Here is a 25,873-nt window from a genome sequence, read left to right on the forward strand (position 1 = left end):
ATGGAGGCTTTTAATTATCCGCATGTTAATCGAACCATTATTTATCTTCTTTTTGATAGTTTAAATAATGCACACAAAGATCGTGAAATGCTTTAGCTTGAGGCGAGATCGTGCGATCGGTTAACGTAAATATACCAATTTGCCTTTCAAGTGGTGGATCGATAAGCGGAATCCAAACCAAGCGTGTTTCATTGGTTGGGAAAGCAAGCTTCGGTAGGGTCGTGACACCAATCCCAAGTTCTAAGACAGAAAACAGTGAAGTAATATTTTCGACCGAATAGAGCGCTTGCTGACTCAGAGCTCTTGCTGGGGTTGGATCGAGAAGTGTACAAGTGCCGTTACGGATAAAGGGTTGTTCCGACAAAGTTTGCCACTCGATTCCTTCTGGATGACTTGCAATAGGGTTGTCCTTTAAACACACCACGCCTATTGGATCGGCTAACAGCGGCGTAAAGTCAATGCCGCCCTCATCGAGGTGAGAGGGGTTACCGAGCGCCAAGTCGACTTCACCGGAGAGTAAGCGAGCCTCGACGCCCGCCGCGTTATCATCGATCAAGCTTACTTCTACATTTGGATACTGCTCGCAAAAGGCACCCAACACGCTAGGGATGAGTTTCGCTGCAACAGAAGGAACGCTCGCAATTCGCACTCTCCCTTGCTGTCCGGCCGCGGCAGCTTTGAGATCGTTGTCCAGCGCACTGTAGATATTGAGAAACTGAACCACCTTGGGCAGACAAATTTCACCAAACGGGGTCAATTTGGTTTTGTTTCCGGGTTCAAACAGCGTTTGCCCTAGAATTTTTTCAAGCTCTTTTATCGATGTTGACAGTGCCGCCTGAGAACGATTTGCACGATGTGAAGCGGCTCGAAAGCCTCCTTCCTCGACTACCATCACAAAATGCATTAATTGTTGAAGCTTAATACTCATCCCTAATGCCTCTTAATCCCTTTATTTACGTTATTTTAAACAGAGTGATAAGTTTAATTTATCAAATGTCAAAAATTTACCGTTAGATTTATCGCCTGTCAATGTGCATCATTTAACCATATTGAAACAAAGCTGTTACAAAGGTTGAAAGGCACGTGAATACTCCTACTAAAAAACACCCAGTTAAAACCAGTCTATTTGCTTCTAAAGCGCCGCTTGAATGGGCGATAGTCAACAACGGAACCCTGTATACGGCTCAAATTCCTATTGATGACACAGGCGCGGTTGTGGAAGGCGGTATCGAAGCACAAACACGTCAAACCTTTAACAATCTCATTCACACCCTGGAGTGTGCAGGGGAGTCTTTGGACTCGGTGTTGCAGGTCCTGATTTATGTGACTGACAGAGAATACTTAAAGACCGTTAACCAAGTGTACGCGGAATATTTTGAAGCGCCGTACCCAAATCGCGCCGCCATGGTGGTTGCAGGGTTAGCGCGAGAAGAGATGTTGGTGGAGTTTGTTGTCTACGCGTCGGCAAGCCAACCAGAATAAATCCAACGAGAATAATTAGAGATCAGTGAGTGAGTGGCTTGCCATCACAAATCGGAAGAACAAGGAAAGAACCATGACTTTTATTAACAATGTTCAAGCAGAAAAATCCCTCTATATAGCAGGTGAATGGCAATCGGGCATGGACACCATCGCCAATATTAACCCTTCTGATATCAGCGAAAACATTGGCGATTTCGCACAAGCGAGTGTGTCGCAAGTAGAGCAAGCGATTCAAGCGGCTAAATCAGCGCAGCCAGAGTGGGAAAAAACACCAATCGAGCGCAAGCAAGCAGTGCTACAAGCGATTGGTGATGAGCTCATTGCACGATGTGACGAATTGGGCACCTTGCTTTCGCGTGAAGAAGGTAAGCCATTTTCTGAAGGTCGAGGTGAGATTTACCGTGCTGGCCAATTCTTCCAATACTTTGCTGCTGAGGTTCTGCGTCAAATTGGCGATAGCGCTGCTTCCGTCCGTCCAGGTGTCTCCGTTGAAGTTACTCGCGAAGCCGTCGGCGTTATCGCCATTATCTCTCCTTGGAACTTCCCAACAGCAACAGCGGCTTGGAAAATCGCGCCAGCACTTGCGTTTGGCAACAGCGTCGTCTGGAAGCCTGCCAACCTAACCCCAGCAAGTGCCGTTGCGCTGACAGAGATTATCCATCGCCAAGGTTTACCTGCTGGCACGTTTAACCTCGTTTTGGGTAGCGGTTCGCAAGCAGGTAATACCCTTATCAATTCGAAGGATGTGAACGGCGTGAGCTTCACTGGTTCTGTGGACACAGGCCGTAAAGTTGCAGCGGCAACGGCACCAAATTTTGTGCGTTGTCAGCTAGAGATGGGTAGCAAAAATGCGCTCGTAGTGGCAGATGATGCAGACATTCAGATTGCTGTCGAAGCAACAATCGCAGGCTCATTCTCGGGTGCAGGTCAAAAGTGCACCGCGTCTTCTCGTCTTGTCGTTATGGACGGAGTTCACGACGCGTATGTTGAAGCGCTAATCAAACGCATGAGCGAACTTAAAGTGGGTCACGCTCTAGAAGAGGGCGTGTTCATGGGCCCTGTTGTTGATGGTAACCAGCTGAATGCGAACTTTGAGTGGATCGAAAACGCACGCCAAGCAGGCGCGGAGCTGGCTTTCGGTGGTGAGCGTCTGAGCCTAGAGCATGACGGTTACTACATGTCACCAACTCTGTTTTTAAATACACAGAATGGCTGGGAAGTGAACCAAGAAGAAGTCTTTGCGCCAATGGCGAGCGTGATTCGCGTTTCTGATCTGGATGAGGCAATTGCAGTCGCGAACGATACGCGCTTTGGCCTGACAGGCGGCATTATCACGCAAAGCTTGCGTAATAGCGCGATCTTCAAACAGCAAGTCCAAACGGGCTGCGTCATGGTTAACTTGCCAACTGCGGGTACAGATTATCACGTTCCATTTGGTGGCCGTAAAGAGTCTAGCTTTGGTCCTCGTGAGCAAGGTCAGTACGCCAAAGAGTTCTACACCGTAGTGAAAACCGCTTATCAGCGTCCTTACTAAGATCGGCAGGGTAACTGATGGTGTCAGTTACCCGCACGAAAAGGCTAAGAAATTGTTTAAGGAGTGGTTATGTACCAACAACGGATTGTGATTGACGGATTGCAGTACTGCAATTGGGATCGAGAGTATTTCCAAACGCTTAAGGCGAGTGGCATTACCGCCGTTCATGCCACCATCGTCTACCACGAAACTGCGCGCGAAACCTTGACGCGTTTTGCTGAGTGGAACTTGCGCTTCGAGCAAAATGCAGACCTCATCATGCCTATTTATTCAATGGCAGATGTAGAAAAAGCCAAAGCAGAAGGCAAAGTCGGCATCTTCTTCGGCGCGCAAAATTGCTCACCAATCGATGATGAAATTGGCTTGATTGAAGTGATGCGCCGCCAAGGTCTGCTGATCATGCAACTGACCTACAACAACCAAAGCTTACTGGCGACAGGTTGTTACGAACAAAACGATTCCGGCGTAACTCGCTTTGGTAAGCAAGCGATTGAAGAGATGAACCGAGTCGGGATGATCATTGATATGTCCCACAGCGCGGAGCGTTCGACGTTGGAAGCTATCGAGCTCTCTTCGCGTCCAATTTGTATCAGCCATGCTAACCCGACGTTTGCGCATGACGCACTGCGCAACAAGTCCAACACCGTGATCAAAGCACTGACGGAGCGCGGTGGTTTGATTGGATTCAGTTTATATCCATTCCATTTGCCAAATGGCAGCCAGTGCACGCTGGATGATTTCTGCCAGATGGTAGCGAAAACCGCAGACATGTTTGGCGTCGACCATTTAGGCATCGGTAGTGATTTGTGCCTAAATCAGCCGCAACAAGTGTTGGAGTGGATGCGCAACGGGCGTTGGTCAAAAGCGATGGATTACGGTGAAGGTTCAGCAAGTAACTCGGGATGGCCAGATGCGCTGCCATGGTTCTGCGGCAGCGCAGGGATGGAGAACATCTACAACGGATTAATGGGTCACGGATTCAGTGAATCTGAGGCTGGAAAAATATTGGGTGAAAACTGGTTCAACTTCCTTAAAGAAGGATTAGAGCCTATTTCATAGCATTCCCCAAAGTAGGAACCGCCTGCCCACATAATAACAATACGGCAGGCGTAAAACTCACATTTGTAGCCAGTCTTTGGCTGCTGCAAAGAACCTCTGGAGCCAGAGTATGTCTGATTTAACCAATAGCATGAAAGCTTCCACGATGAGCGTGTCATCGGGCAAGTCAAAAGCAAAACACAACACATCAACAACAGAAAACACGACGGACAAATTAGGACTGAATAACCCGGCCTTTTGGTATAGCGGTGGTTTCATCGCGTTGTTCGTTGCTATTGCACTTTATGACGGCGAGCTGTTATCTACGATCGTTAACGCTGGCTTTGGCTGGGCAGTTCAGGTGTTTGGTCCATACTGGCAGTTACTGCTGCTTCTCACTTTTCTTATTGGTCTTGGCTTGGCTGCAGGGCGAACAGGCAAGGTGATGTTGGGCGGGATTGCAAAACCAGAAATGGATTCTTTCCGCTGGATGGCGATTATTTTCTGTACCTTATTGGCTGGTGGTGGCGTTTTCTGGGCCGCGGCTGAGCCTATCGCGCATTATGTTAGCCCACCTCCTTTGTACGGCGCGCAAGATAACCCGCAGCAAGGTGCGGTGAATGCGTTGTCGCAATCCTTTATGCACTGGGGCTTTCTAGCTTGGGCGATTGTAGGTAGCTTAACTTCCATCGTGGTGATGCACCTACATTACGACAAAGGTTTACCGCTAAAACCCCGTATTTTGCTTTACCCAGTCTTGGGCGAACGAGCACTTAAAGGCCAACTCGGTGCATTGATTGACGCGTGCTGCATTATCGCGGTAGCCGCAGGCACCATCGGGCCAATTGGGTTTCTAGGCTTGCAGGTTAGCTACGCGTTAAATGCGTTGTTTGATATCCCTGATGGCTTTACCACTCAGCTTATCATCATCTTGTTTGCGATTGCGCTTTACACCTTGTCAGCACTCAGTGGATTAAGCCGAGGCATGCAACTGCTTAGTCGTTACAACGTGATTCTGGCAATGGCATTGATGGTTTACATCCTGTTTTTTGGTCCGACGAATTTTATCTTTAACGGATACATTCAAGGTGTAGGAAGCATGTTGGATAACTTTATCCCAATGGCGACTTATCGCGGTGACGAAGGTTGGCTAAGTTGGTGGACAGTATTTTTTTGGGGCTGGTTCCTGGGTTATGGTCCGATGATGGCAATCTTTATTGCGCGTATTTCCCGTGGTCGAACTATTCGCCAAGTTATTTCCACCATCAGTATTGTGGCTCCGTTAACCACCTGTTTTTGGTTCACGATTGTGGGCGGCTCAGGCCTTGCGTTTGAAATTGCTGAACCGGGTAGCGTGAGTGCGGCGTTTGAGGGCTTTAACTTGCCAGGTGCTTTGCTTGCAGTGACTCAGCAACTACCAATGCCAATGCTGACTTCAATTCTATTTCTGATTTTAACCACGATCTTCATCGTCACGACGGGCGACTCAATGACCTACACAATCAGTGTCGTGATCAGTGGTGAAACGGAGCCGAATGCGATCATCCGTACCTTCTGGGGAGTAATGATGGGTGTGACGGCATTGATCCTAATTTCCCTTGGCTCTGGCGGCATCTCTGCTCTGCAATCTTTCATTGTTATTACCGCGGTTCCGGTTTCGTTGATTCTGTTACCGTCACTTTGGAATGCGCCACAAATTGCAATCAAAATGGCGAAAGAGCAAGGGCTATAACAATTATCCAATTCAAACAACGTGGAGCTTGTGCGGGTGTTTTCCTCCTGCATCCGCACAAACCCTAGTATTCTTACAATAACAAATAGGTGGTGAGCAAAATGGATGCACATCGTTCTACTTATACGGAAGCAACTATGCGCGATGCAGCGATTGTCATGGCAGCCGAAAGGCTTGGCGCAATGCACCAAAACCGAATCAGCTTTGTTCGCAGTCTGATTCGTAATATGGCAAGCCAAAACTGGCAAGTAACCAAGCATGAGTGGCAGCTTTGTCCTCGTGGTTATGGTCATGTGATTTACAAATTGACCACGCCAGAGCACGTTTATCATTTGGTGGTATTCTGTGATGAAATTGCCGACGACGAGCGTAATGATCGCGTAATTGCTGAAAAGTGGGACGTCACATTTGCACTGGTTCAAGGCGATGTTGATGTTACTTTGTTGGAAAGATTGCGAGAAAATGTACCGCTGCAAGAAGCGGGACGTAATCCAAACAACGTACTTGTTCTTGCTCGCGCAAACAAAAGTGTGCGCGTGTTTGAGCACATTGTTAGCGCGCTTTCTCAAGGCGAGCAGCCTGAGCCGAAAGAGTTAGCGGAAGTGGGTTATATCCTGCGTACCACAGCTGTTTATGGTAACGGAAAGTTTGGTATCGCCGATTTCAAACTGTTAGAGAACAACTCAGATTTCAGCCAGTCTTTTAGTGCGCAAATGTGTGCCGTATATATGTTGCGTGAATTCAGCCTAGATTGGGTGCACTATCTGGCACTTCAACAAGGTGGCGACAACGCGGTGGCTTTGCATCGTGGCTTGCAGCGCTACCTTGGTGTCGGCAATGCGACTGGCTTAGGCATGGCTCCATACTTGATTAATCACCCGTGCATCGTTGACCAATGGATGACCTCTCGCGAACGTGCGGTAGCGCGAGTCTTTGCGATGCCATGTGAAGCTTCATTCCATGCTCCTTTGCAAGGATTACTACAAAAAGCACAGCGTCATTTAGAGCAAGTCATCACCATCAATGAACATCAAGACAGGCTCAATCATCAAGCGATATCAGACATCAAACAACTGCTATCAGAGCTAACAACGTTAATGGCATCACATCCGAATTGGGCGAGTTTGGTCGAGCATAAGAAAACAATGAGTGTGGAAGCCCAAGAAATCCTCACCTCTTGCTTGATCGAACTCTACCCATCTTTAGTGGATGAATTTGCTAGCCAAATGAATACGGATGAAACGTTATCTATTCCGGGCGGGAAAAAGATCCAAGATTTACTGGAAGTGTTGCAAAGCAAGTACCGCTGGGCGATTGATGCGGATTACTCACTAGCCGAGAACAACTACTGGTTCTGGTATCGCTCACAAGATAAAGAAGAGCCAAGGCTTGGTGTTCGCGGGGAAGAGGCTGGAGAAGAAAAAGAACTGCCGCTTGATATCGGCAGACAAGTGAATCGCTTGTACCAGGCCTTGCTTGACTGTGATGTAGAAATGTCCGTAGCAGAGTTTCTATTGCAAAAACCGGCTTATCGTTCGATCACACGTCGCGTATGGACGCTAGGCAACCGTGCGATGGGGGATATTCAAATGAATGTGCTGCGTAAAGATGCGTTACCAATGCACTTACTGCGCTGTAAATTGGCGATCTTTGGCGCGACTAAGTTTGATCCGCGCTCGGATCGTTGGGTTCGAGTAACTTTCTTCCAAGGTGCGCCGTTGTTAGATGAAATTCACGACCCTAAACTGGTAGACACATGGATTTTCCCTAGCATGCCGCCACGTGACGAAATTGCGCAAAGTGATAATCAAAAAATCAGTGGAGGATTTGCATTATGATCGTCTCTCACAACGAATTGGTGGCCGCGGTTAATAAGGCATTTCTTGGCATGCGCCGTCACTGTGGTGAGGCGGATGTCATTGCGAACATGGTGGCGGACTTGCAAATGGTTGGCTTACATGGAGTTCGTCATTTTAATAACGCCAGTCTGTTTCTTGGGTTAGATTCAGACTGCGCCGTATCGGTGACCAACAGTACGCCGTCAAACATAGAGGTAGAACTGCACAACGGGAGTGTAGCGTGTCATTTACCCGCTGTGTTGGATTTCGCACTTGAGAAAATGATTAACCGTAAGTCGATTACTATCACGTTGACGCAGTGCCATAACCGTTGGCTAGGTTTTAGTGAGTTGTTGAAACTCTCTGCAAAAGGCATTGCGTGCCGTGCACAATGGGTCAATGGCTCTAGTCCCAAGCGAACGCTTTATGTGTTAAACCGTGGACGAATTGCGCCAGAAGTCTTTTTCTCGGATCAGTTTGATGGGCATGATACGGATTTGCATAGTATGGTTATCGAGCTCTCCGTGAACGATTTCGATATCGAGAAAAGTGCACAAGGGTATACCACCCACATTGAAGGTGATGAGTTAAGCCGCACGCAACAAGCTTCTTGGCAAAATGGTATCTTTGTCGAAGACCAAGAATGGGAAACACTGAAACAAACCGCAACCGCGTTGCTGGTGGAGAACAGTGAGCGTTCTATGCTCGGTGCTGGTGGTGTGGTTTAAGCGATGAAAGGCGATGATTCCAAGTAGAAGTGATGAAGGCTGCTGTTTAGCGGCCTTTTTTGTGCACGATGTTTGGTCACTTCTGAAGTTCAAAGACTATGATTACCGTTATCCGCAAGATGGAGCAACACAGGTAAGAAAAATGGATCTGCAAGAGAATAAAAGAAATGCCATTGCGTTTTACGAAACCGCCTATCGAGGTAATCCAAGAAAGGCGGTTGAAGACTACGTTGGCGATGAGTACATCCAGCACAATCCATTAGTTGGAAACGGCCCCGAGGCTTTTATCGAGTATTTTGAGCGGATGCAAAACGAGTATCCCGATAAAGATATTACGTTTGTGCGAGCGATTGCTGAAGGGAACTTGGTGGCACTACACACTCACCAAACATGGCCTAATGATATTGAATACGTGACGATGGATTTCTTTCGTTTTGATCATAATGGGAAGATTGTTGAACATTGGGACGCTCTGCAAGAGATTCCTAAAGAAACATTGAATGGTCACACCATGTATTAACGAGTCGTTGACGAGTCTCCCATGCCGTTTATTCAAACGGTATGGGAGGTTAAATGATTTGTGGCACTTTAAGTATTAATCATCAAAGCGCTTTTTCGATTCTCAACGCGACGTCTTCAGATACCCAGCCTTTCCACAAGTCAGGGTAGGTATTAAAAAAGTAAAACATCGCTTCTTCACCGTCCGCGTAGTTATCTTCCATCCAGGCCAGCATTTCACTCATTTGCTCGTTGGTAAATCCGCGTTTCTGCAAGTACGCGAATGCTTGGGGTTCTTTGCTCGCAAACGCCTCAGTTGTTACTGTGCGAACTGGAGAAGGTGGGTACATTGTTACTTTTGGTGAAGCGCAATCAGGCTGAGTGGTACAGTTGCGATACTCTTCTAAATCTGTTCCGCTACCAAAATCCACTTTGACCATATCATACTTGCCCAATACGGGGGTCGGTGACCAGTAGTAACCAAACCAAGGCATTTTGCGATCATAGGCTTTGGCGATGGTGCCAGCTAATGCTGCGCCAGATCCTGGGTCAACCATCTCAAAGCCGTGCTCACTTAACCCTAATGCATTAAACAAGTGACCGGAGGTGATTTGGCATGTCCAACCAGCAGGGCAGCTATAAAACGCGAACTTGTCATCATCCTCTGGGTGTTCAAATAGTTTGGCGTGCTTGATGACGCCTTCTATCGTCGCGAGTTCTGGATACTGTTTTACCAGATAGGCGGGAACCCAAAACCCTTCTTCACCACCATTGACAAGCGATTCACTAGCGATGCGCAAGCGTTTATCCGCAATCCCTTTATCAAGTGCTTCTTTAATGCCGTTTGTCCATAACTCTGGCGCAACGTCAGGTTGCCCCTTTTCAATCATAGAGGTGCCTGTAGGAACGCTATCACCAGGGATCAATTCCGCATCGCACTGGTAGCCTTCATTTAAGACAAATTGGTCGATGTGCGCCATTAAGCTGGCCGAATTCCAATTCATGTCTGCGATGGTTATTTTTCCGCATTCGTCCGCATTTGCATGAGTAGATAATGCTGATAGCAGCAGAACAGATAGCATTGAAGGTGTCGTCTTCATGTGACTGAATTTCCTTGTCGTTGTCATTTACTTCAGTATATACATCGGTTTATAAAGATTCAGTGAACAAGTTTTTTTCAGTGACGTTAAGCATAAAAACGGCGATTTATGAAGTGTTTGGTGAGAAGGGTTTAAAGGGCGTTAATACAGCAAGAACACTCCTTCGTAGCCGCCAATCTCAATATGAGAAACATAGTCGCCGATGTTACCGTCTTGATCTACAGGTTGCATAGGCTCTGGAAGTGCGATAGTTATCTTCGGTGAGGAGAAATAATCGATATTCTTGCCAAAGAAATCAGTCCGATACAGCACTCGGCCTTTGGTGAATTCGCGGGCTAACACCATCTCTGTAGGACCATGCATCACTACCGTATCGTCTGAGTGATACGCAAAGTACGTATGGGTTGGTAACAAATCGATAGCGCCATTAGACAAGTCAGGATGAGCTACTTTGCTCATAGAAGCATTTCCAATCACCGTGTAATCGGCGGAATAGGGCGTGCTGGTGGACATCATTAGCGGAGTCGCCTGATACCCCTCTGGTATTTGATTGGCAGGCTCTCCCAAATCAACGGCAAGCAAGGCGCTAGGTTGATAAGCAATATTCTTTGGTACGCCTGCCTTCCAGAAGTTGTCACTTGTTGTGTTATTACTTCCATATAAGTAGCCATTGTTCCACTGATTAAAGTAAATGCGCTCAGGGTGATAGTTTAAGTAGAACACCGCTAGTGCAGAGTATTGGTCCTGTTTCCAATTGTTTTCTGTGTTACCAAAGTATTGAACGCGACCATAACGCGTGGTCGCTTGATAAATCACTTTCTGGCCAGCTTTGGCGAGTGCAGAGTTATCCCAAAATTTAGCCAAGCCAGCATAGCCACTAAAGCCGGTAGCAGGGAAAAGGTAGTGCTCGCGCAAGTACAAGGAGCCAGCGTTAACCAAGTGGTTTTGCCCATTACGACCGAATAAGTTTGCCGTGCCTATGTTGAGACCAATTAACGCATCCGCATCCAGTGTTGCCAGTTTGTTTAAAAACGCCGAGAATTGCGCTTTGTAAGCATCGTCAGCGGCTTGGCTTCCCGCCACCAAACCAAGTTCATCCACTGTGCCTCCGGAATATATGTAGAACTGACTTGCACCGAGTAACTTATTCGTATCGTCGTTGTACGCACCATTTAAACCTTGTTTCGCCCATTCATCTTGGTAATAGTGGCGCATTGTATTGGTAAAAACGGGATTGCCGAGATTGGTCAATGCCCAAGAAGAGGTTTGATTCCACATACGACCAAATGGAATAACCCGTGACTCCCAACGAAATCGTGCCGTTGCATTCTTATTCGAACGGTTTTTGTATTCATTCCAAGAAAGATAATTGTCTTGGTTTCGATCTGCAGATTTGTCGAAGCCACGAATTTTACGCCAGCGTTGAATGGTTTGACCTTCAGGTGTCTCCGTTGGTGCTCCTGAGATATTGACGGCAGGGAAGCTATCTTTGAGTTGAATGTTTTCGAGACGTGGGCGGTTTTCTATGTTGTCGTCATGCCAAGTAATTTTCGCAACGTAAAGGCGGCCGCCGTCGCGTAAAAAGGTGGAGCCAAAGTACTGACCGCCACCATAAGTTTTTCCGCTACCATCATGCGTTGTAGCGCGAACCCAATCCAAAGGAACAGACCAGCTTACTGTTTGGTTTTTAGTCATGTTCTCAGTTTTGTCTTTTTTAATCGCGAAGATTTTCCATTCAGTTACCCGACCAAACGAGTCGATAGCAGAAGGGTATTCAATCGTGAAGCTGCCGCCTTGAGCAAACTGAGAAAACGTAAAGGTTAAGCGGTCGAACTTCTCTGAGTGATAAACATAGAGCGCACCATCATTATTCGCCTGACCAAATACGTCAGCATCCCATGGCGGTGTTTGATATAGCCAAAAGCCGGCGTGGTCAGCGCTGGCGGTATAGCCAACGATCATCGGTTTTCGATTGAGTAATGTATTTTCACCATGGCTTGAGTCGACTTCAGCTAGGATAGTGTCTTCAGAAAAGTGGAGAAAGAAATCTTCGTAGTCAACTCCATTCAGTTCTGCTTGGTTACGTATATCGTTTTCCAGCCAACCTGAGTTAAGTTCCAGCTTTTGGTTGTACATGTAACCAAGCGCTTTTACACGCTCGTTATCACTCTTATTTTCGTAAGCTCCAAACACGATATCGGCATTATCCAACTCCCATTCAAGTGCAGCGGCAGCAGAGATAGGCTTATCTTGAAGATCAATACCCTGTTCATGCAACCCAGGTAATACGATTGCTGTTCTACTCCAAACGCTGGGTATAGAAAGTAAGCTCAGAGAAGCAAGTGCAATGAGAGAAAAACAATGCGACTTCAACATGGGGTTATCTCACTCATACTTAGATGACTCGAATTAAGGGCCAGAATACAAAGAGAAATTATAGTCCATTCACAAAGTCCTAATCAGGAACCCGGCGATAGAAGGCTTTACCGGAAATCGAGGGGGGAAGCCCGGCAAAAATGAGAAGGTCTGCGTCGGGTGTAGTACGTTCAAAGACTCAAAATTCCGTCTACACAAGCACAAAAGTAACCAGAATTTTAACCTTGTTTCGATTGCCATCATATTGTTTGATTTTCATCAACAATTTCAGTTAAAACCAACTGATTAAACCAGTCATACTCTCTGTTTTATTGATTGCTTATCATACAAAAATTTAACAAAATTAATTTTTATACATTTTTATTGCATAAAAAATCCTTTTGAGTAATATAAATGCCAAGTGACAATTAATGCGGTATGTCAGCATGACTATTCAGGTAAGCGGAATCAATAAATCCTACGGTGAGACACAAGTGCTTCACGATGTCAGCTTTAAGTGTGAAAGCGGCGAAACACTGGTGTTACTTGGTCCAAGTGGTGCAGGGAAGAGCTCTCTACTACGTGTTCTTAACCTTCTTGAAGGAGCGGATAACGGCCAGTTAAACATCGCTAATGACGCATTCGACTTTTCAACTGAAATCAAAGAGAAGCAAGGTTTAGCGCTTCGTCGTAAAGTGGGCATGGTGTTCCAACAGTACAACCTATGGCCGCATATGACAGTGATGGAGAACCTGATTGAGGCTCCGGTAAAAGTCGCTGGCATGGATAAAGAAGAAGCGAAGAAGCAGGCAATGCAAATTCTCGCGACGCTGCATTTGGCAGACAAAGCGGATGCATGGCCGATGCAACTTTCTGGTGGTCAGCAACAACGTGTGGCGATTGCTCGTGCATTGATGATGAAACCGGAAGTCTTGCTTTTTGATGAACCGACCGCAGCGCTTGATCCGGAAATTACTAACCAAGTCGTTAAGATTATTAAAAATTTAAGCGAAACCGGAATTACACAAGTAGTTGTGACGCACGAAGTGGATTTCGCCAAGAAAATCGCTAGTCACGTACTGTATTTAGAAAAAGGACACATCGTTGAGCACGGCACAAATGATTCGTTTTCTAACCCGCAAACCGCCCAGTTTGCTGACTACTTAAATCACTAAATCACGTTTTTAAAGTTCAGTCTATTTAACAGATAAGCTCGGCTGTCATTGCGAGTGTCAGCCCACTAAGTACACACGGAGTATTGCAATGAAAAAGATTCTACTAGCTTCACTAATCGGACTTGTCTCAGCGAACGCAGCAGCACAAGAAGAGATCAAATTTGCGATGGAAGCGACGTACGCCCCATTCGAATACATGGATGAAAACAACCAAATCCAAGGTTTTGATGTGGATCTGGCGAATGCACTATGTAAAGAAATCGAAGCAAAATGCACCTTCCACAACCAATCTTTTGACAGCCTGATCCCAGCATTAAAATTCAAGCGCTACGATGCGGCAATCTCTGCAATGGACATTACTGAGGCGCGTTTGGAGCAAGTGAATTTCACGAATGCATACTATGACAACTCAGCAGCGTTTGTTTCTATCAAAGAAAAAGTGGCTGATCAAAAAGCACTAGAAGGTAAGCGTGTTGGTGTTCAAAACGGTTCAACACACCAAAGCTACCTGATTGAGCAAATGCCGGGCGTAACCGCGGTTCCTTACTCAAGCTACCAAGACGCGTTCATCGATATGAAAAATGGCCGTATTGATTCTGTATTCGGTGACACAGCAGTCGTAGCAGAATGGTTCAAGAAAGAAGACAACCTAGCTTACGTGGGTGAGCACGTCACTAACCCTAAATACTTCGGTAACGGTTTCGGTATCGCAGTAAATAAAGGTAACGACGAGCTAGTGAACAAGCTGAACACAGCACTGAAAACAGTGAAAGCAAACGGCGAATACGACGTAATCTACAACAAATACTTCGGTAAGTAATATGGCACTAACGGGTTACTCTTTATCGCTTGTTCAAGCTAGTTGGATGACTGTCCAGCTAGCCTTCACAAGCCTTTTAGTCGGTTTGATTCTGGCAGTGGTATTCGCCAGTGGTGAAATGTCTCGCCGCGTTTTCGTTAAATGGCCAATGACGGCGTTTGTGACGATTGTACGTGGCTTGCCAGAAATCCTTGTCGTGTTGTTCATCTATTTTGGTTCGACGCAGGTTCTGTTTTTAATCACCGGCGACTTTATTGAAGTTAGCCCGTTCTTGTCTGGCGTGGTGGCGTTGTCATTGATCTTCGCTTCCTACGCTTCTCAAACTCTACGTGGCGCATTAAAAGCCGTTGGAAGAGGGCAGAGAGAAGCAGCAAGTGCACTCGGCATCAGTCAAGCACACGCTTTCGTTCGCATTGTTTTACCACAAGCAGTAAGACACGCACTACCAGGTTTAACTAACCAATGGTTGGTTCTGCTGAAAGACACCGCGCTTGTATCACTGATTGGCGTAACGGATTTGTTGAAGCAAGCGCAGCTAACATCTGCAGCGACGCATGAAGCGTTTACATGGTACGCGACCGCTGCGGCGATTTACTTAGGCATTACTTTGATTACACAACGTGCCGTCAAACTGATTGATAAGAAGTTCTCAATTCAAGGTATGAGCATGGGACAGGAGGCCACCGCATGAACGAACAACACGTTTGGCAAATGCTGGATGGCTTAAGCACTAGCCTTCAATTGACCGCCGCTTCCTTGGTTGTGGGCTGTCTTTTAGCTTTGATGATGACGCTGACTCTGATCCTGCGTACTCCGGGTTTGCATTGGGTAAGTCGTGGCATCATCACCTTGTTCACTGGTACGCCTTTGTTGGTACAGATCTTTTTGGTGTACTACGGTCCTGGTCAGTTTGACGCAGTAAGAGAAAGTGTATTCTGGACATGGTTAAGCCAACCTTGGTTCTGTGCGATGTTGGCGTTAGCGTTGAATACCGCTGCATACAGCACTCAGTTGTTCAAAGGAGCGTTTAACGCGATTCCTTCCGGTCAATGGCAAGCGTGTCGTGCTCTGGGTATGAACAAAACCGCAACGCTAAAAGTGCTGCTACCATACGCTATTCGTCGTGCTGTTCCTGCTTACTCGAACGAAGTGATTTTGGTCTTCAAAGGCACGTCACTAGCAAGCACGATTACGATCATGGATCTGATGGGTTACGCGCAGCGCATTAACGCACAAACTTACGATACGTTGACGGTATTTGGTATTGCGGGCGCATTTTATTTAACGGTAAATGGTGTGCTAACTCTTATTTTCCGTCAGGTAGAGAAGAAAGCATTGGCGTTCGAAGCCGCATAATCCTTCAATCAACACTCATCATTTAGTTCCACAGTGCCTCTGCGAATGACTCTCTTGCAGGGGCATTTTTTATATTCGTCATGGCAAATTCCTCAAGTTCCCCCAAACTTAATTCAACGCAATTGTATTGGTGGCACCATGGAAAGAAGACACTTTTTAGCGCTGTGGACATTGTTGTTCGCACCCTCATTAAAAGCGGAAACGCCAATGCGGTCGACGCCAGCACAAACAGAAGGACCATTTTATCCAGTAGTGGATATTCCTCTTCGTCAAAACTTGATTCTGCAATCAGAAGGCTTGGTCGGTGAACCTATCGTGTTGCAAGGCAGAGTATTAGATACATCGGGAAACCCTGCCTCAGGCATCAAAGTAGAAATCTGGCAATGCGATGGGCAGGGGATTTACGATCATCCTAAGCAACCAAATAATGATAAGTTTGATACTCACTTTGCAGGTTTTGGCGCGGTAGAAACTCAATCGGATGGTCGCTACTTGTTCCAGACTTTGTACCCCGTGCCTTATGCCTCTCGTCCACCGCACATTCACGTTAAGTTGTGGCGGGATAACCAAGAGCTTCTGACCACTCAGTTGTACTTAAAAGGCAATACTGGTGATGAATGGTGGGGTGGCAAAGCCCGAGATTATCTACAGTTTGAAACCATACGAACCGACGGGCGATTAACTGGCCAATTTAACTTTGTGATTGGCTAGCTAATCCGGTTAAACCATTAACTCAACCAATTGTGCCAAGCATTCTTTATCCAGTGTCGGATGAGGCTCGACGCCCGTGACCAAAACGATATCCACGGAAGGTAGCGATGGCATATCGTCTAAGATCTTAAGATCCTCGCTAACGCTAATACTGCCCATCGCACCGATAGCCATGCCTGAACGTACAATTGCTCGTTGTGCAGAAGCCGTATTGCAACATGCCAGTAGTTGATAAGGAGTGCCACGTTTGGTTAATCCGTCTACTGCTGCCGCATGGTATTTACAGTCGGTTTGGAATAGGGCGAGAGGGAGAGGTTGGGCGTTCTCAATGTCAAAATCAGGGTGAGCAATCCACACGCCTTTGTCGCTTGCTAGCCAGTAACCTTCCTCACTGTCCGGTGCTCTTGTCACAATAGCGGCGTCTAGCTTTCCTTCATCAAGTTTTTCTCTCAAGGTGATGCTTGGCTCACTGAAGACTTGAATTGAACATGTGGGCTCAGATTGCTGTAATACGCGGATGACTTTAGGCAGGATATTGTCGTTGTAATCCTCGGGGCAACCTAAGCGAAGAGGGCGCTTGTTTTCATAGCGCTTCACTTGTTTCAGTGCTTGATTGTGCAAGTTAACCAATAGTTCGGCGTGAGAGCGCAGTGCCAGTCCCGCTTCACTCAATACTAGGTTGCGACCTTCTTTTTCAAACAAACTGACGCTGAGTTCGTCTTCTAGCTTACGCATTTGAGCACTGAACGCGGATTGGGTGCGATTGATCTGCTTGGCTGCACGAGTGAAACTGCCCGTTTCGACAAAAGCAAGAAAGCTGCGCAACGCATCGATATCCATATCTAAAACTCATCCATCGTTTTTGTTGAAGTGTTCCATCAAAACTATCCGTTAGTCCCCTTAAATACAATCAGATATTATGGATGGGTACTCAAAACACGAACCGCATGGAGGCGTCATGAAACTGTTTATTGCTAATCAAAACTACTCAAGCTGGTCACTTCGCGCATGGCTGATCTTTTCTCAATTCAAACTGGATGTGAAAGTCACCAAGCTCAATTTATTCACAGAAGATTTTTATAAGACCTTGGAAGATATTACACCAACCGCGAAAGTCCCTACCTTAGTGGATGGTGACGCAACCGTGTGGGATTCATTAGCGATTTTGGAATACGTTAACGAGCAATACTTACAAGACAAAGCATGGCCAAGTAAGTCTGCAGAACGGGCTAAAGCACGCGCCATCGCATCAGAAATGCATTCGGGTTTCTTTAACTTAAGAAGCGAACTCCCAATGAACATCCGCGCACGCAGAAAAGTCGATCTAACGGATGGTGCGCGTAAGGATATTGCGCGTATTGATGCCATTTGGGCTGAGCAAGCCAAACTGTATCCCAACGGTTGGCTATTTGGAGAATGGTCGATAGCTGATGCTATGTATGCACCTGTGGCATTGCGTTTCCAAACTTACGGCATCGAGTTATCCGAAGGTGCCAAAGCTTACCAACAGAAGGTGCTAGCAAGTGAATCTTTACAGCAATGGTTGGAAGAGGCGAGCCAAGAAACGGATATCGTAGAAGAGGACGAGGCAGGGGAAGAAGTATAAGCGCATCTTGCGATCGCCTGTAGCAAGGGAAAGCATGACAAAGCACGCTTTCCTCTTCTAGGATGGTTGTAGTTTCCGGCGCGTTTAAGCTAGGTGTTCAACAATCGCTCTGCCTACGCCGTGTGCGCTCGTTGGGTTTTGACCTGTGATGACACGATCATCCACAATTACAAACTCTTGCCAAGGTTGCACTTTAGAGTAGCGCGCTGCGCTGCGTGCAAGAGATTCTTCCAATAGGAATGGGATATCGTTGATGGTGCCGAAGTCGATCTCTTCTTCGCGAGTGAAACCTGTCACTGATTTAGACGCAAGTAGCTTCTCGCCATTGCTAAGCGTGATAGGAAGAAGAGCGCCCGGACCATGACAAACTGCTGCCACAATACCGCCTTCTTCATAGTGTTTTGCGGAAATCTTGGCAAAATCTTCGTTGCTCGCTAGGTCTGAAAGAAGACCAAAACCACCCGGATAGAAGATCGCATCGTAGTTGTCACCGTTGATTTGTGACACTGGAATCGTGTTGTTGATGCGGTTCTGGAAATCATCATCCGCCAAAATTTTCTCGTTCACTGCGTCGCCTTCGATGTCGGTTCCGTACAGTGGTGCTTGCCCGCCTTTGATAGAGGCAATGTCGTAATCGAAGCCTGCACCCAGCAGTTCGCTAAGGGCATGAGTGAGCTCTGGCGCGTAAGTTCCGTTTGCTTGGTCAGTTTCACCTAGGGTCGCATGGTTCGTCACAATGATGAGTACTTTCTTCATGATGGTTTCCTTTTTGGCTTACGTGTATTTGTTGAACACCTTCATACTAATTGCTAAACAAATAAGTGATAATACAATTAATTGGCAAAACATTATTGCTATATAGCAAAGGTAAGTATGGACAGTTTTGAAGGTATCAATGAGTTTGTTACGGTTGCTGAGAGCTTAGGTTTTTCTGCAGCGGCAAAACAGTTAGGTTGCAGTACCAGTCATGTCAGTCGTCAAGTCACAAGGTTAGAAGAGCGATTAGGTGTCGCCTTGTTAGCCCGTTCGACAAGAATGGTGAGTCTAACGGAAGCAGGGCAAGCGTATTATCAGCAGTGTAAAGAGTTGGTGATTGGGCTTCAGCAAGCGAATGAACAGCTCACCACGCAGCAAACTCAACTGAGTGGTACGTTACGCGTGAGCGCCGCTGGTGCGTTTTCTGAGAACCATGTAGCGCCTGCCTTGATGGCGTTTGCCAAGCAACATCCTAATCTCACGGTAGAAATCAACTTCAACACCAGCATGGTCAACTTTATTGAAGATGGCTTCGATTTCGCTATTCGTTACGGAAGGTTGAGTGATTCAGGCTTGGTTGCGAGAAAGCTGGTGGATCGTCCCATGGCAGCGGCAGCCAGTCAGCGTTATCTCGATGAACATGGTTTGCCAACGCACCCCGAGCAACTCAAGCGTCATAGCTGCATTATTGCCAACAAAGACGTTTGGTTGTTTGAAAAAGACGGCAAGCCTTTAGATGGCGTAAAAGTGCAGGGCAGATGGAAGAGCAATAACGCACACACGGTCTTGCAAGCCTGTGCAGAAGGATTAGGTGTGGCGTACTTACCGAAGAGCAGTTTCAACGATGCTATTTCGTCTGGTCGTTTGGTGCCAATCCTAGAGCCCTATTGGGGAAGTGGCAACAGCAGCTGGATTGTTTATCAGAATCGTCACTTTCTGCCACTACGAGCGCGATTGGCTATCGACTTCTTGCTTGATCATTTTGCCGATTGGCAGGAGTAATGAGGCTCTGCCAATCGGTTTGTTTATCCATTTGTTAGATCGTCAACATACTAACGTATCTACATGTTTTGATAGCTCGGTCCACCGCCGCCTTCTGGTGCTTTCCATGTGATGTTTTGTGAAGGATCTTTGATGTCACAGGTTTTGCAATGCACACAGTTGGCGGCATTTATCTGAAACTTCAACTTATTGTTCACTTCCACCACTTCATAAACCCCAGCGGGGCAATAGCGCTGACTTGGTTCGTCATACATACCTAAATTCACATCAATTGGAATGTGAGGGTAAGTCAGAACAAGGTGACAAGGTTGATTCTCTTCGTGCTGTGTTCCTGACAAAAATACCGACGAAGGCTTATCAAAACTGATTTCACCATCTGGTTTTGGGTATGCAATTGGGTGGCACTCTTGTTTAGGTTTTAACTGCTCATGATCGTGCGAATAGTCCTTGATAGACCAAGGTAACGGCTTCTTAACCAGTGGTTGCCACAGGTTGTGTTCAAAAGTCGAAAGAGCACCACCAAGTATGCTGCCAAACTTATGAATGTTCGCGCCAAAGTTACGCGTTTTGGCGAGTTCGTCATACAACCATGATGATTCAAACAACGACTGGTAGTCTGGCTCAGAAGCTCCAGTTTGTCGGGCCGTATGTACCGCTTCTGCTGCAATGATTCCGGATTTCATTGCTGTGTGGCTGCCTTTAATTTTTGCGACGTTCAAAGTCCCCGCATCACAACCAATCAATAAACCGCCAGGGAATTGCTGTCTCGGCAGAGAGGAAAGCCCACCTTTCGCAATGGCTCTTGCGCCGTAAGCGATGCGCTGAGCACCTTTCAAATGTGGTTCAATAGCAGGATGGTGCTTAAAGCGTTGAAATTCGTCAAACGGACTCAAGTAAGGATTGCTGTAATTCAAGTCGACAATAAGCCCGACGGCGATTTGGTTGTTCTCCATGTGATAGAGAAAACCGCCGCCTGTAGTATTTGTTTCACTCAAGGGCCAGCCAGCGGAGTGGATAACACTGCCAGATACATCCTTACTGTCAGTGGGTAACTCCCATATCTCTTTTAGGCCAAGCGCGTAGTGCTGTGGTTGCTTTCCTGCGTCTAGGTCGAACCTTTGAATAAGTTCTTTACCCAGATGTCCGCGACAACCTTCAGCAAAAAGGGTGTATTTTGCCCTTAGCTCGATACCTGGTTCAAAGTTAGGTTTGGCCTGGCCGTTCTTATCTAGTCCCATATCGCTCGTGTTAATGCCTGTCACGGCGCCAGTCTGATCATAATTGATGCTTGCAGCGGCAAAGCCCGGAAAAACTTCCACCCCAAGATTTTCTGCTTGGTTAGCGAGCCAACGGCAAAGGTTGGCAAGGCTAATTACGTAATTATTCTCGCCATTTATCATTGGACGCGGTGTAAGGAAGTGGGGAACGCGAATATGGTTTTGTTCAGTAGTAAGATAAAGGAAATTATCTCGTTGAACCGAGGCTGCTAGCGGGGCCTCCATTTCTTTCCAATTGGGGAAAAGCTCATCTAAGGCACTAGTTTCAAAAACAGCGCCAGATAAAATATGTGCGCCCACTTCTGAGCCTTTTTCTACAACGCAAATTGAAAGTGCGTCACCTTCACTGTCTTGGCTGAGTTGAGCTAGCCGACAAGCGGCGCTTAAGCCTGCAGGTCCGGCCCCCACGATCACGACATCAAACTCCATGCATTCTCGTTCCATCTTTATGCTTCCTTTCTATTATCGTCATCTGCGTGACAGGTTTTGGTTTCTATACAGAAAACTATAGCTCAGTTGACGTTAACGTGAAGTGGACTAAGCTCAAGTAATGGATCTGACGTGTTATATGAGGCATGACCATGGAAGACCGACCATTAGCAACACTTGTGCTCGCAGAGCATGACAACCAATCGTTGGCTGTAGGGACGCTGTGTGCAATTAAAGCGGCATTTGAGATTAAGGATGATGATAAATCGCTTCCTGTTTCTGTGTTGCTTATTGGTTATCAGTGCCAATCAGTTTTGGATGAGTTGAATTGTGTTCAAGGTGTTGCAGAAATTATCTGGGTTGATGCGAAGGGATATGAACATGGATTAGCGGAAAATATCGCACCTTTGATCTCACAAGTAGCCAAAAACTACTCACACATTCTTTCTCCTGCCAGTACATTTGGTAAGAATGTGATGCCTCGTGTGGCGGCGTTGCTTAATGTTGGTCAACTTTCTGACGTGATGACAATCGAGTCTATCGATACGGTGATTCGTCCAATTTATGCTGGAAATGCATTGGCGAGAGTCACGTCGAATGATCCCTATAAAGTGATGACCATAAGAAGTACGGCTTTTGATGCCGCAGAGCTATCTGACACGCCAGTTGTCCCTAAGCTTACTCAAGTCGACACGGTGATTATCAATAAACTTAGTGAGTTTGTTTCGCAACAAACGCCAGAAAGTGAGCGACCAGAATTGCCAGCGGCTAGAGTAGTAGTGTCGGGTGGTCGTGCATTCGGGAGTAAAGAGAAGTTTGTTTTAGTAGAACAATTGGCTGACAAGCTAGGTGGAGCGGTAGGGGCGTCACGAGCGGCGGTCGATGCGGGCTATGTGTCTAATGACCATCAAGTCGGGCAAACCGGCAAAATTGTTGCACCGGAGTTATACATTGCCGTCGGAATTTCTGGCGCGATCCAGCATTTGGCGGGAATGAAAGATTCCAAGGTGATTGTTGCAATTAATAGCGACCCTGATGCGCCTATTTTTGACATTGCAGATTATGGATTGGTCGACGATTTGTTTGTGGTAATGCCTGAGCTGTTAGAGAAGCTGTAGATATAGTCTTGCTTCCTAAAACAAAAGGCTTCCGGACTGGAAGCCTTTATCATTTGATTTTTATAAGTTACTTTTCGCTCGGACGTTGCAGGTGCTCTGCAAGTACTTTTGTAAACCTTGCAGCTTCACCACCAGTACAAGCGCGATGATCAAACGTTACGGATAGCGGCATTGCTTTCACCGAAATTGCTTGACCATTTCTTATCACAACTCGGTCGAGTATTCGGCCCGCGCCGACAATAGCGACTTGTGGCGGTGTGACGACAGGTGTCGCGTAAATACCGGCAATCGCGCCGAAGTTGGAAAGCGTAATCGTCGCGTGTTGCAATTGCTCACGACCGATTTTTCTCTCTCTGATCCCTTCAACGGTTTGATCGAGCCAACGACGAACATCTTGTGGCTCGTATTCATCTGCGTGGCGCAAGACTGGCACGTACAATCCATGACGGCTATCTACTGCAATTCCTACATTGACCGTTGTGTGTACACAGCGTGTCATGGTTTCGGCATCAAACCAAGCGTTTAAAGCGGGCTCTTCTTGACACGCATGAACAATCGCTTGAACAAGGCGGATACTGATATCTTCGTTTGGCAGCCAATCTTCCAACAATGCTTCTTCCGTAATGGTTACGGCAGCAACATGTTCGTGCGATTCGGTCATAGACGATACCATGGTACGTCGAGCGCCTTTCAAAACTTCGGTGCCTGGACGCTGTTTTCCGGCTTCGTCGTAAATATCGGCATCTACGATAAGTCCGTTCGGGCCACTACCTGACACAAGGTTAAGATCTACCCCAAGTTTTTGTGCCAACAAGCGAGCCGAAGGCAGGGCGGTAACGAGGTTACTTTCTGTCGTGTTGTGGTTGCCACCAATCCAGAAATCATCAACGTTAACATGATGCGCTTGGTGAGAAACGCTACCGACGACGGTTGCGGCGTCAGCAGTGGCTTTTTTCTCTGCCGTTACTTCTCTCCCGGCACCTGTTTCATCAATCTCTAGCAGTAATGCACCAATATTGACGATTTCACCTTCCTCACCATGACGGCTGACCACACGGCCCGAATAGGGGGCAGGGACGTCTACCGTCGCTTTTGCTGTCTCTACGGTTAAGATCACTTGATCTAATTTAACCATGTCACCGACATTAACGTGCCATTTTACAATTTCTGATTCAGCGAGGCCTTCGCCGAGATCGGGTAAGTTAAACGTCTTCATTTCCAATCCTCCACGAGTTCGCGCGCTGCGGTCACAATGTCTTCTTTCTGAACCATGAAATAATCTTCGTTACGGTAATAAGGCATAATGGTGTCCATTCCAGTTACTCGTTTAGGTGGGGCTTTAAGTAAGCACATGGCGTGTTCAGCGGTTCGAGCTAATAGCTCAGATCCCACACCACAAGTTTTACTCGCTTCATGAACAACGAGTAAACGTCCAGTTTTTTCTAGTGAGCTGAAAATCGTCGCGGTATCAATTGGCTTAATACTCGCCAAATCAATCACCTCGACTTCAATTCCCTGACTAGACAAGGTTTGCGCGGCCTGAAGTGACTCTACGACGCATGCGCCCCAAGTAACGAGCGTGATATCTCGCCCCTTGCGTAAGGTGAAGCAGGTGTCGAGTGGGAGTGCTTCGCCGTTATCAACGACTTCAGATTTAACGGTGCGATATATGCGCTTCGGTTCGAAGAACATGACGGGATCATTGCTTCTAATTGCAGCGAGAAGTAAGCCGTATGCGCGTTGTGGAGAAGAAGGAATCACCACTTTAAATCCAGCAGTGTGAGCAAATAACGCTTCCACGCTTTCTGAGTGGTGTTCCGGAGCGTGGATACCGCCGCCAAATGGCGCACGGAAAACCGCGGGACAAGTGAGCCGACCGCGAGTTCTGTTACGCATTCGAGCCGCGTGGCACATTAAGTGCTCCATCGCAGGAAAAACGAAACCTTGAAACTGAAATTCGGCGACAGGTCGTAATCCTTGCGTTGCCATACCGACCGCAACCCCGCCGATTAAGGCTTCAGCGAGTGGCGTATCGATGACTCGTTTAAGACCAAACTCTTGCTTGAGTCCAACAGTGGCACGAAATACACCACCATTATCGCCCACGTCTTCACCTAATACGACAACATTGGGGTCTTGTTGCATTTCGTGGTGCAGGGCAAGGTTTACTGCTTCAACCAACGTTAGCTCAGCCATGTCTGCCTCCCTGCATTCTCATTGCCTTGTTGATGAGTTCATCTCTTTGTGCATGAAGCTCTTGAGGTAGCGATTCATACAAATAATCGAAACCGGTTTCTGGTGCTTGTGGCGGTAAGCTCAGATAGCGTTCAACAGCTAACTCTACTTGCTCTTTACAGTAATCTAGCCATTGCTGTTCTTGTTCGTCGCTCCAAGCGCCTTGATTAAGGAGGTACGTTTTAAGACGTGCGATAGGTTCGTATTGCCATGCAGTTTGAACATCATCTTCTTTACGATAACGAGTCGCATCATCGGCCGTAGTGTGGTCACTCAGTCGGTAACTCACCGCTTCGATGAGTGTTGCGCCTTTCCCTTTTCTTGCTCTCTCAAGGGCGGTTTTAGTTGCATCATAAACGGCGACGACATCGTTACCATCGACAGTAATACCCGGTATACCTGCACCTTGCGCTTTTTCTGATAAGAAATCGGCGGCACATTGGAGACTACGCGGCACTGAAATTGCCCACTGGTTATTGTTTACGACGAAAACAAGTGGAATATTCCAAGTACCTGCGCAGTTTATTGACTCAAGAAAGTCCCCTTTGGATGTACCACCATCGCCACACATGACTAGCGCAGCTTCATGGTTACCTTGAATTTTTAGCGCGGAAGCCACCCCGACAGCATGCGTACATTGCGTCGCTATGGGTACACAGTAGGGAAGGTCTCGGCTAGGAACCGGACTGCCTTCAGGAGCAAAATCACTCCCGCGCTCATCGCCACCCCAGTATTGAAGGTTCTTTTCCATGCCAATGCCACGACACCACATCGCAGGCATATCGCGGTAGTAAGGGACAAACACATCATCGGCTTTAAGTGCTCTGCCGACCGCAATGCCTATGGCTTCCGCGCCTAAGTGTGAGGGATAGGTCCCTAGCTTACCGGTGCGTTGCAAGGCAACTGCTTTGTTGTCGTAAGTGCGAGTTAATACCATATCTCGGTAAAACCCGACCAATGTTTCAGTGTCAGCCCAGTTGGGTAGTTGGCCGACTAGGTCCCCACGATGGTCGATAAACCGATGCATGGGTAATGCCTGAACGTTCATCTCAAGCTCCTTTTGACGCTGCGGGTCTTTTGGAC

General features: G+C 47.0%; 24 protein-coding genes. 15 read left to right on the forward strand and 9 right to left on the reverse strand.

Going from position 1 to position 25,873, the window contains the following annotated elements; all coding sequences use genetic code 11:
• Positions 1-37: 37 nt before the first annotated feature.
• A complete protein-coding gene (locus R7P67_RS03490; RefSeq protein ID WP_158155281.1) occupies positions 38-928 on the reverse strand; it encodes a LysR family transcriptional regulator in 891 nt (296 codons plus the stop codon).
• A gap of 155 nt (positions 929-1,083) precedes the next feature.
• Here R7P67_RS03490 and R7P67_RS03495 point away from each other — a divergent pair, with 155 nt between their 5' ends.
• The 7 genes from R7P67_RS03495 (at position 1,084) to R7P67_RS03525 (ending at position 8,872) form a co-directional block, all read left to right on the forward strand.
• The gene (locus R7P67_RS03495; protein ID WP_005375789.1) at positions 1,084-1,482 is read left to right on the forward strand and encodes a RidA family protein; all 399 of its coding nucleotides are present in this window, start codon (positions 1,084-1,086) and stop codon (positions 1,480-1,482) included.
• Positions 1,483-1,555: 73 nt separating this feature from the next.
• Positions 1,556-3,016: an aldehyde dehydrogenase family protein gene (locus R7P67_RS03500; RefSeq protein WP_158155277.1), complete on the forward strand. Its 1,461-nt coding sequence runs from the start codon at positions 1,556-1,558 to the stop codon at positions 3,014-3,016.
• A 69-nt stretch (positions 3,017-3,085) separates the two neighbouring features.
• Positions 3,086-4,075, forward strand: a complete 990-nt coding sequence (locus R7P67_RS03505) for a membrane dipeptidase (protein ID WP_053303711.1) — start codon at positions 3,086-3,088, stop codon at positions 4,073-4,075.
• Positions 4,076-4,184: 109 nt separating this feature from the next.
• Complete coding sequence (locus tag R7P67_RS03510) at positions 4,185-5,786, forward strand: BCCT family transporter (protein WP_005388593.1); 1,602 nt, start codon at positions 4,185-4,187, stop codon at positions 5,784-5,786.
• A 101-nt stretch (positions 5,787-5,887) separates the two neighbouring features.
• The gene (locus R7P67_RS03515; RefSeq protein ID WP_262653004.1) at positions 5,888-7,624 is read left to right on the forward strand and encodes a hypothetical protein; all 1,737 of its coding nucleotides are present in this window, start codon (positions 5,888-5,890) and stop codon (positions 7,622-7,624) included.
• Positions 7,621-8,352, forward strand: coding sequence for a DUF3726 domain-containing protein (locus R7P67_RS03520; RefSeq protein ID WP_053307776.1), 732 nt, complete (start codon positions 7,621-7,623; stop codon positions 8,350-8,352). Before R7P67_RS03515 ends, R7P67_RS03520 begins: the two co-directional genes overlap by 4 nt.
• 142 nt (positions 8,353-8,494) lie before the next feature.
• The gene (locus tag R7P67_RS03525; protein WP_031777276.1) at positions 8,495-8,872 is read left to right on the forward strand and encodes a nuclear transport factor 2 family protein; all 378 of its coding nucleotides are present in this window, start codon (positions 8,495-8,497) and stop codon (positions 8,870-8,872) included.
• Positions 8,873-8,954: 82 nt separating this feature from the next.
• Here R7P67_RS03525 and R7P67_RS03530 read toward each other — a convergent pair whose 3' ends face one another.
• Both R7P67_RS03530 and R7P67_RS03535 read right to left on the reverse strand, forming a co-directional pair.
• The gene (locus tag R7P67_RS03530) at positions 8,955-9,950 is read right to left on the reverse strand and encodes an ABC transporter substrate-binding protein (RefSeq protein ID WP_262653008.1); all 996 of its coding nucleotides are present in this window, start codon (positions 9,948-9,950) and stop codon (positions 8,955-8,957) included.
• A 141-nt stretch (positions 9,951-10,091) separates the two neighbouring features.
• Positions 10,092-12,326, reverse strand: a complete 2,235-nt coding sequence (locus R7P67_RS03535) for a hypothetical protein (protein WP_262653010.1) — start codon at positions 12,324-12,326, stop codon at positions 10,092-10,094.
• 425 nt (positions 12,327-12,751) lie between these two features.
• Between R7P67_RS03535 and artP the strand changes: the two genes are divergently transcribed.
• The 5 genes from artP to R7P67_RS03560 all read left to right on the forward strand — a co-directional run bounded on the left by artP (position 12,752) and on the right by R7P67_RS03560 (position 16,367).
• Positions 12,752-13,480 carry an arginine ABC transporter ATP-binding protein ArtP gene (gene artP, locus R7P67_RS03540; protein ID WP_114139536.1) on the forward strand — a complete coding sequence of 243 codons (729 nt, stop codon included), beginning with the start codon at positions 12,752-12,754 and terminating at the stop codon, positions 13,478-13,480.
• Between the two features lie 88 nt (positions 13,481-13,568).
• Positions 13,569-14,300 carry an arginine ABC transporter substrate-binding protein gene (locus tag R7P67_RS03545; RefSeq protein WP_085568965.1) on the forward strand — a complete coding sequence of 244 codons (732 nt, stop codon included), beginning with the start codon at positions 13,569-13,571 and terminating at the stop codon, positions 14,298-14,300.
• A 1-nt stretch (position 14,301) separates the two neighbouring features.
• Positions 14,302-14,991, forward strand: coding sequence for an arginine ABC transporter permease ArtQ (gene artQ / locus R7P67_RS03550; RefSeq protein ID WP_005388570.1), 690 nt, complete (start codon positions 14,302-14,304; stop codon positions 14,989-14,991).
• Complete coding sequence (gene artM, locus R7P67_RS03555; RefSeq protein ID WP_053303703.1) at positions 14,988-15,656, forward strand: arginine ABC transporter permease ArtM; 669 nt, start codon at positions 14,988-14,990, stop codon at positions 15,654-15,656. Before artQ ends, artM begins: the two co-directional genes overlap by 4 nt.
• A 138-nt stretch (positions 15,657-15,794) precedes the next feature.
• Positions 15,795-16,367 (forward strand): protocatechuate 3,4-dioxygenase, encoded by a 573-nt coding sequence (locus tag R7P67_RS03560; RefSeq protein ID WP_262653014.1) that lies wholly within the window; start codon positions 15,795-15,797, stop codon positions 16,365-16,367.
• Between the two features lie 9 nt (positions 16,368-16,376).
• Here the strand turns inward: R7P67_RS03560 and R7P67_RS03565 are convergent, their stop codons facing one another.
• Positions 16,377-17,207, reverse strand: a complete 831-nt coding sequence (locus tag R7P67_RS03565) for a LysR family transcriptional regulator (protein WP_203345479.1) — start codon at positions 17,205-17,207, stop codon at positions 16,377-16,379.
• A gap of 118 nt (positions 17,208-17,325) precedes the next feature.
• On the opposite strand from R7P67_RS03565, the gene R7P67_RS03570 reads away from it, so the two are divergent.
• Positions 17,326-17,973 carry a glutathione S-transferase family protein gene (locus tag R7P67_RS03570; protein ID WP_054578997.1) on the forward strand — a complete coding sequence of 216 codons (648 nt, stop codon included), beginning with the start codon at positions 17,326-17,328 and terminating at the stop codon, positions 17,971-17,973.
• A gap of 84 nt (positions 17,974-18,057) precedes the next feature.
• On the opposite strand, the gene R7P67_RS03575 is transcribed toward R7P67_RS03570, so the two are convergent.
• Positions 18,058-18,729 (reverse strand): type 1 glutamine amidotransferase domain-containing protein, encoded by a 672-nt coding sequence (locus tag R7P67_RS03575; protein WP_054578996.1) that lies wholly within the window; start codon positions 18,727-18,729, stop codon positions 18,058-18,060.
• 117 nt (positions 18,730-18,846) lie between these two features.
• Between R7P67_RS03575 and R7P67_RS03580 the strand changes: the two genes are divergently transcribed.
• Positions 18,847-19,731, forward strand: coding sequence for a LysR family transcriptional regulator (locus R7P67_RS03580; protein ID WP_005388553.1), 885 nt, complete (start codon positions 18,847-18,849; stop codon positions 19,729-19,731).
• Between the two features lie 59 nt (positions 19,732-19,790).
• Here R7P67_RS03580 and R7P67_RS03585 read toward each other — a convergent pair whose 3' ends face one another.
• Positions 19,791-21,452: an electron transfer flavoprotein-ubiquinone oxidoreductase gene (locus R7P67_RS03585; protein WP_262653017.1), complete on the reverse strand. Its 1,662-nt coding sequence runs from the start codon at positions 21,450-21,452 to the stop codon at positions 19,791-19,793.
• A gap of 137 nt (positions 21,453-21,589) precedes the next feature.
• On the opposite strand from R7P67_RS03585, the gene R7P67_RS03590 reads away from it, so the two are divergent.
• On the forward strand, positions 21,590-22,555 hold the full coding sequence (locus tag R7P67_RS03590) for an electron transfer flavoprotein subunit alpha/FixB family protein (RefSeq protein WP_017821214.1): 966 nt from the start codon (positions 21,590-21,592) through the stop codon (positions 22,553-22,555).
• Positions 22,556-22,622: 67 nt separating this feature from the next.
• Here the strand turns inward: R7P67_RS03590 and R7P67_RS03595 are convergent, their stop codons facing one another.
• The 3 genes from R7P67_RS03595 to pdhA are packed head-to-tail and all read right to left on the reverse strand — an operon-like array spanning position 22,623 to position 25,838.
• Positions 22,623-23,771, reverse strand: coding sequence for a dihydrolipoamide acetyltransferase family protein (locus tag R7P67_RS03595; RefSeq protein WP_005375831.1), 1,149 nt, complete (start codon positions 23,769-23,771; stop codon positions 22,623-22,625).
• The gene (locus tag R7P67_RS03600; RefSeq protein WP_042521051.1) at positions 23,768-24,751 is read right to left on the reverse strand and encodes an alpha-ketoacid dehydrogenase subunit beta; all 984 of its coding nucleotides are present in this window, start codon (positions 24,749-24,751) and stop codon (positions 23,768-23,770) included. Before R7P67_RS03600 ends, R7P67_RS03595 begins: the two co-directional genes overlap by 4 nt.
• On the reverse strand, positions 24,744-25,838 hold the full coding sequence (gene pdhA / locus R7P67_RS03605; RefSeq protein WP_025998586.1) for a pyruvate dehydrogenase (acetyl-transferring) E1 component subunit alpha: 1,095 nt from the start codon (positions 25,836-25,838) through the stop codon (positions 24,744-24,746). The genes R7P67_RS03600 and pdhA overlap by 8 nt, the downstream gene beginning before the upstream one ends.
• Between the last annotated feature and the right edge of the window lie 35 nt (positions 25,839-25,873).

Source organism: Vibrio sp. Vb0937, assembly GCF_033338855.1.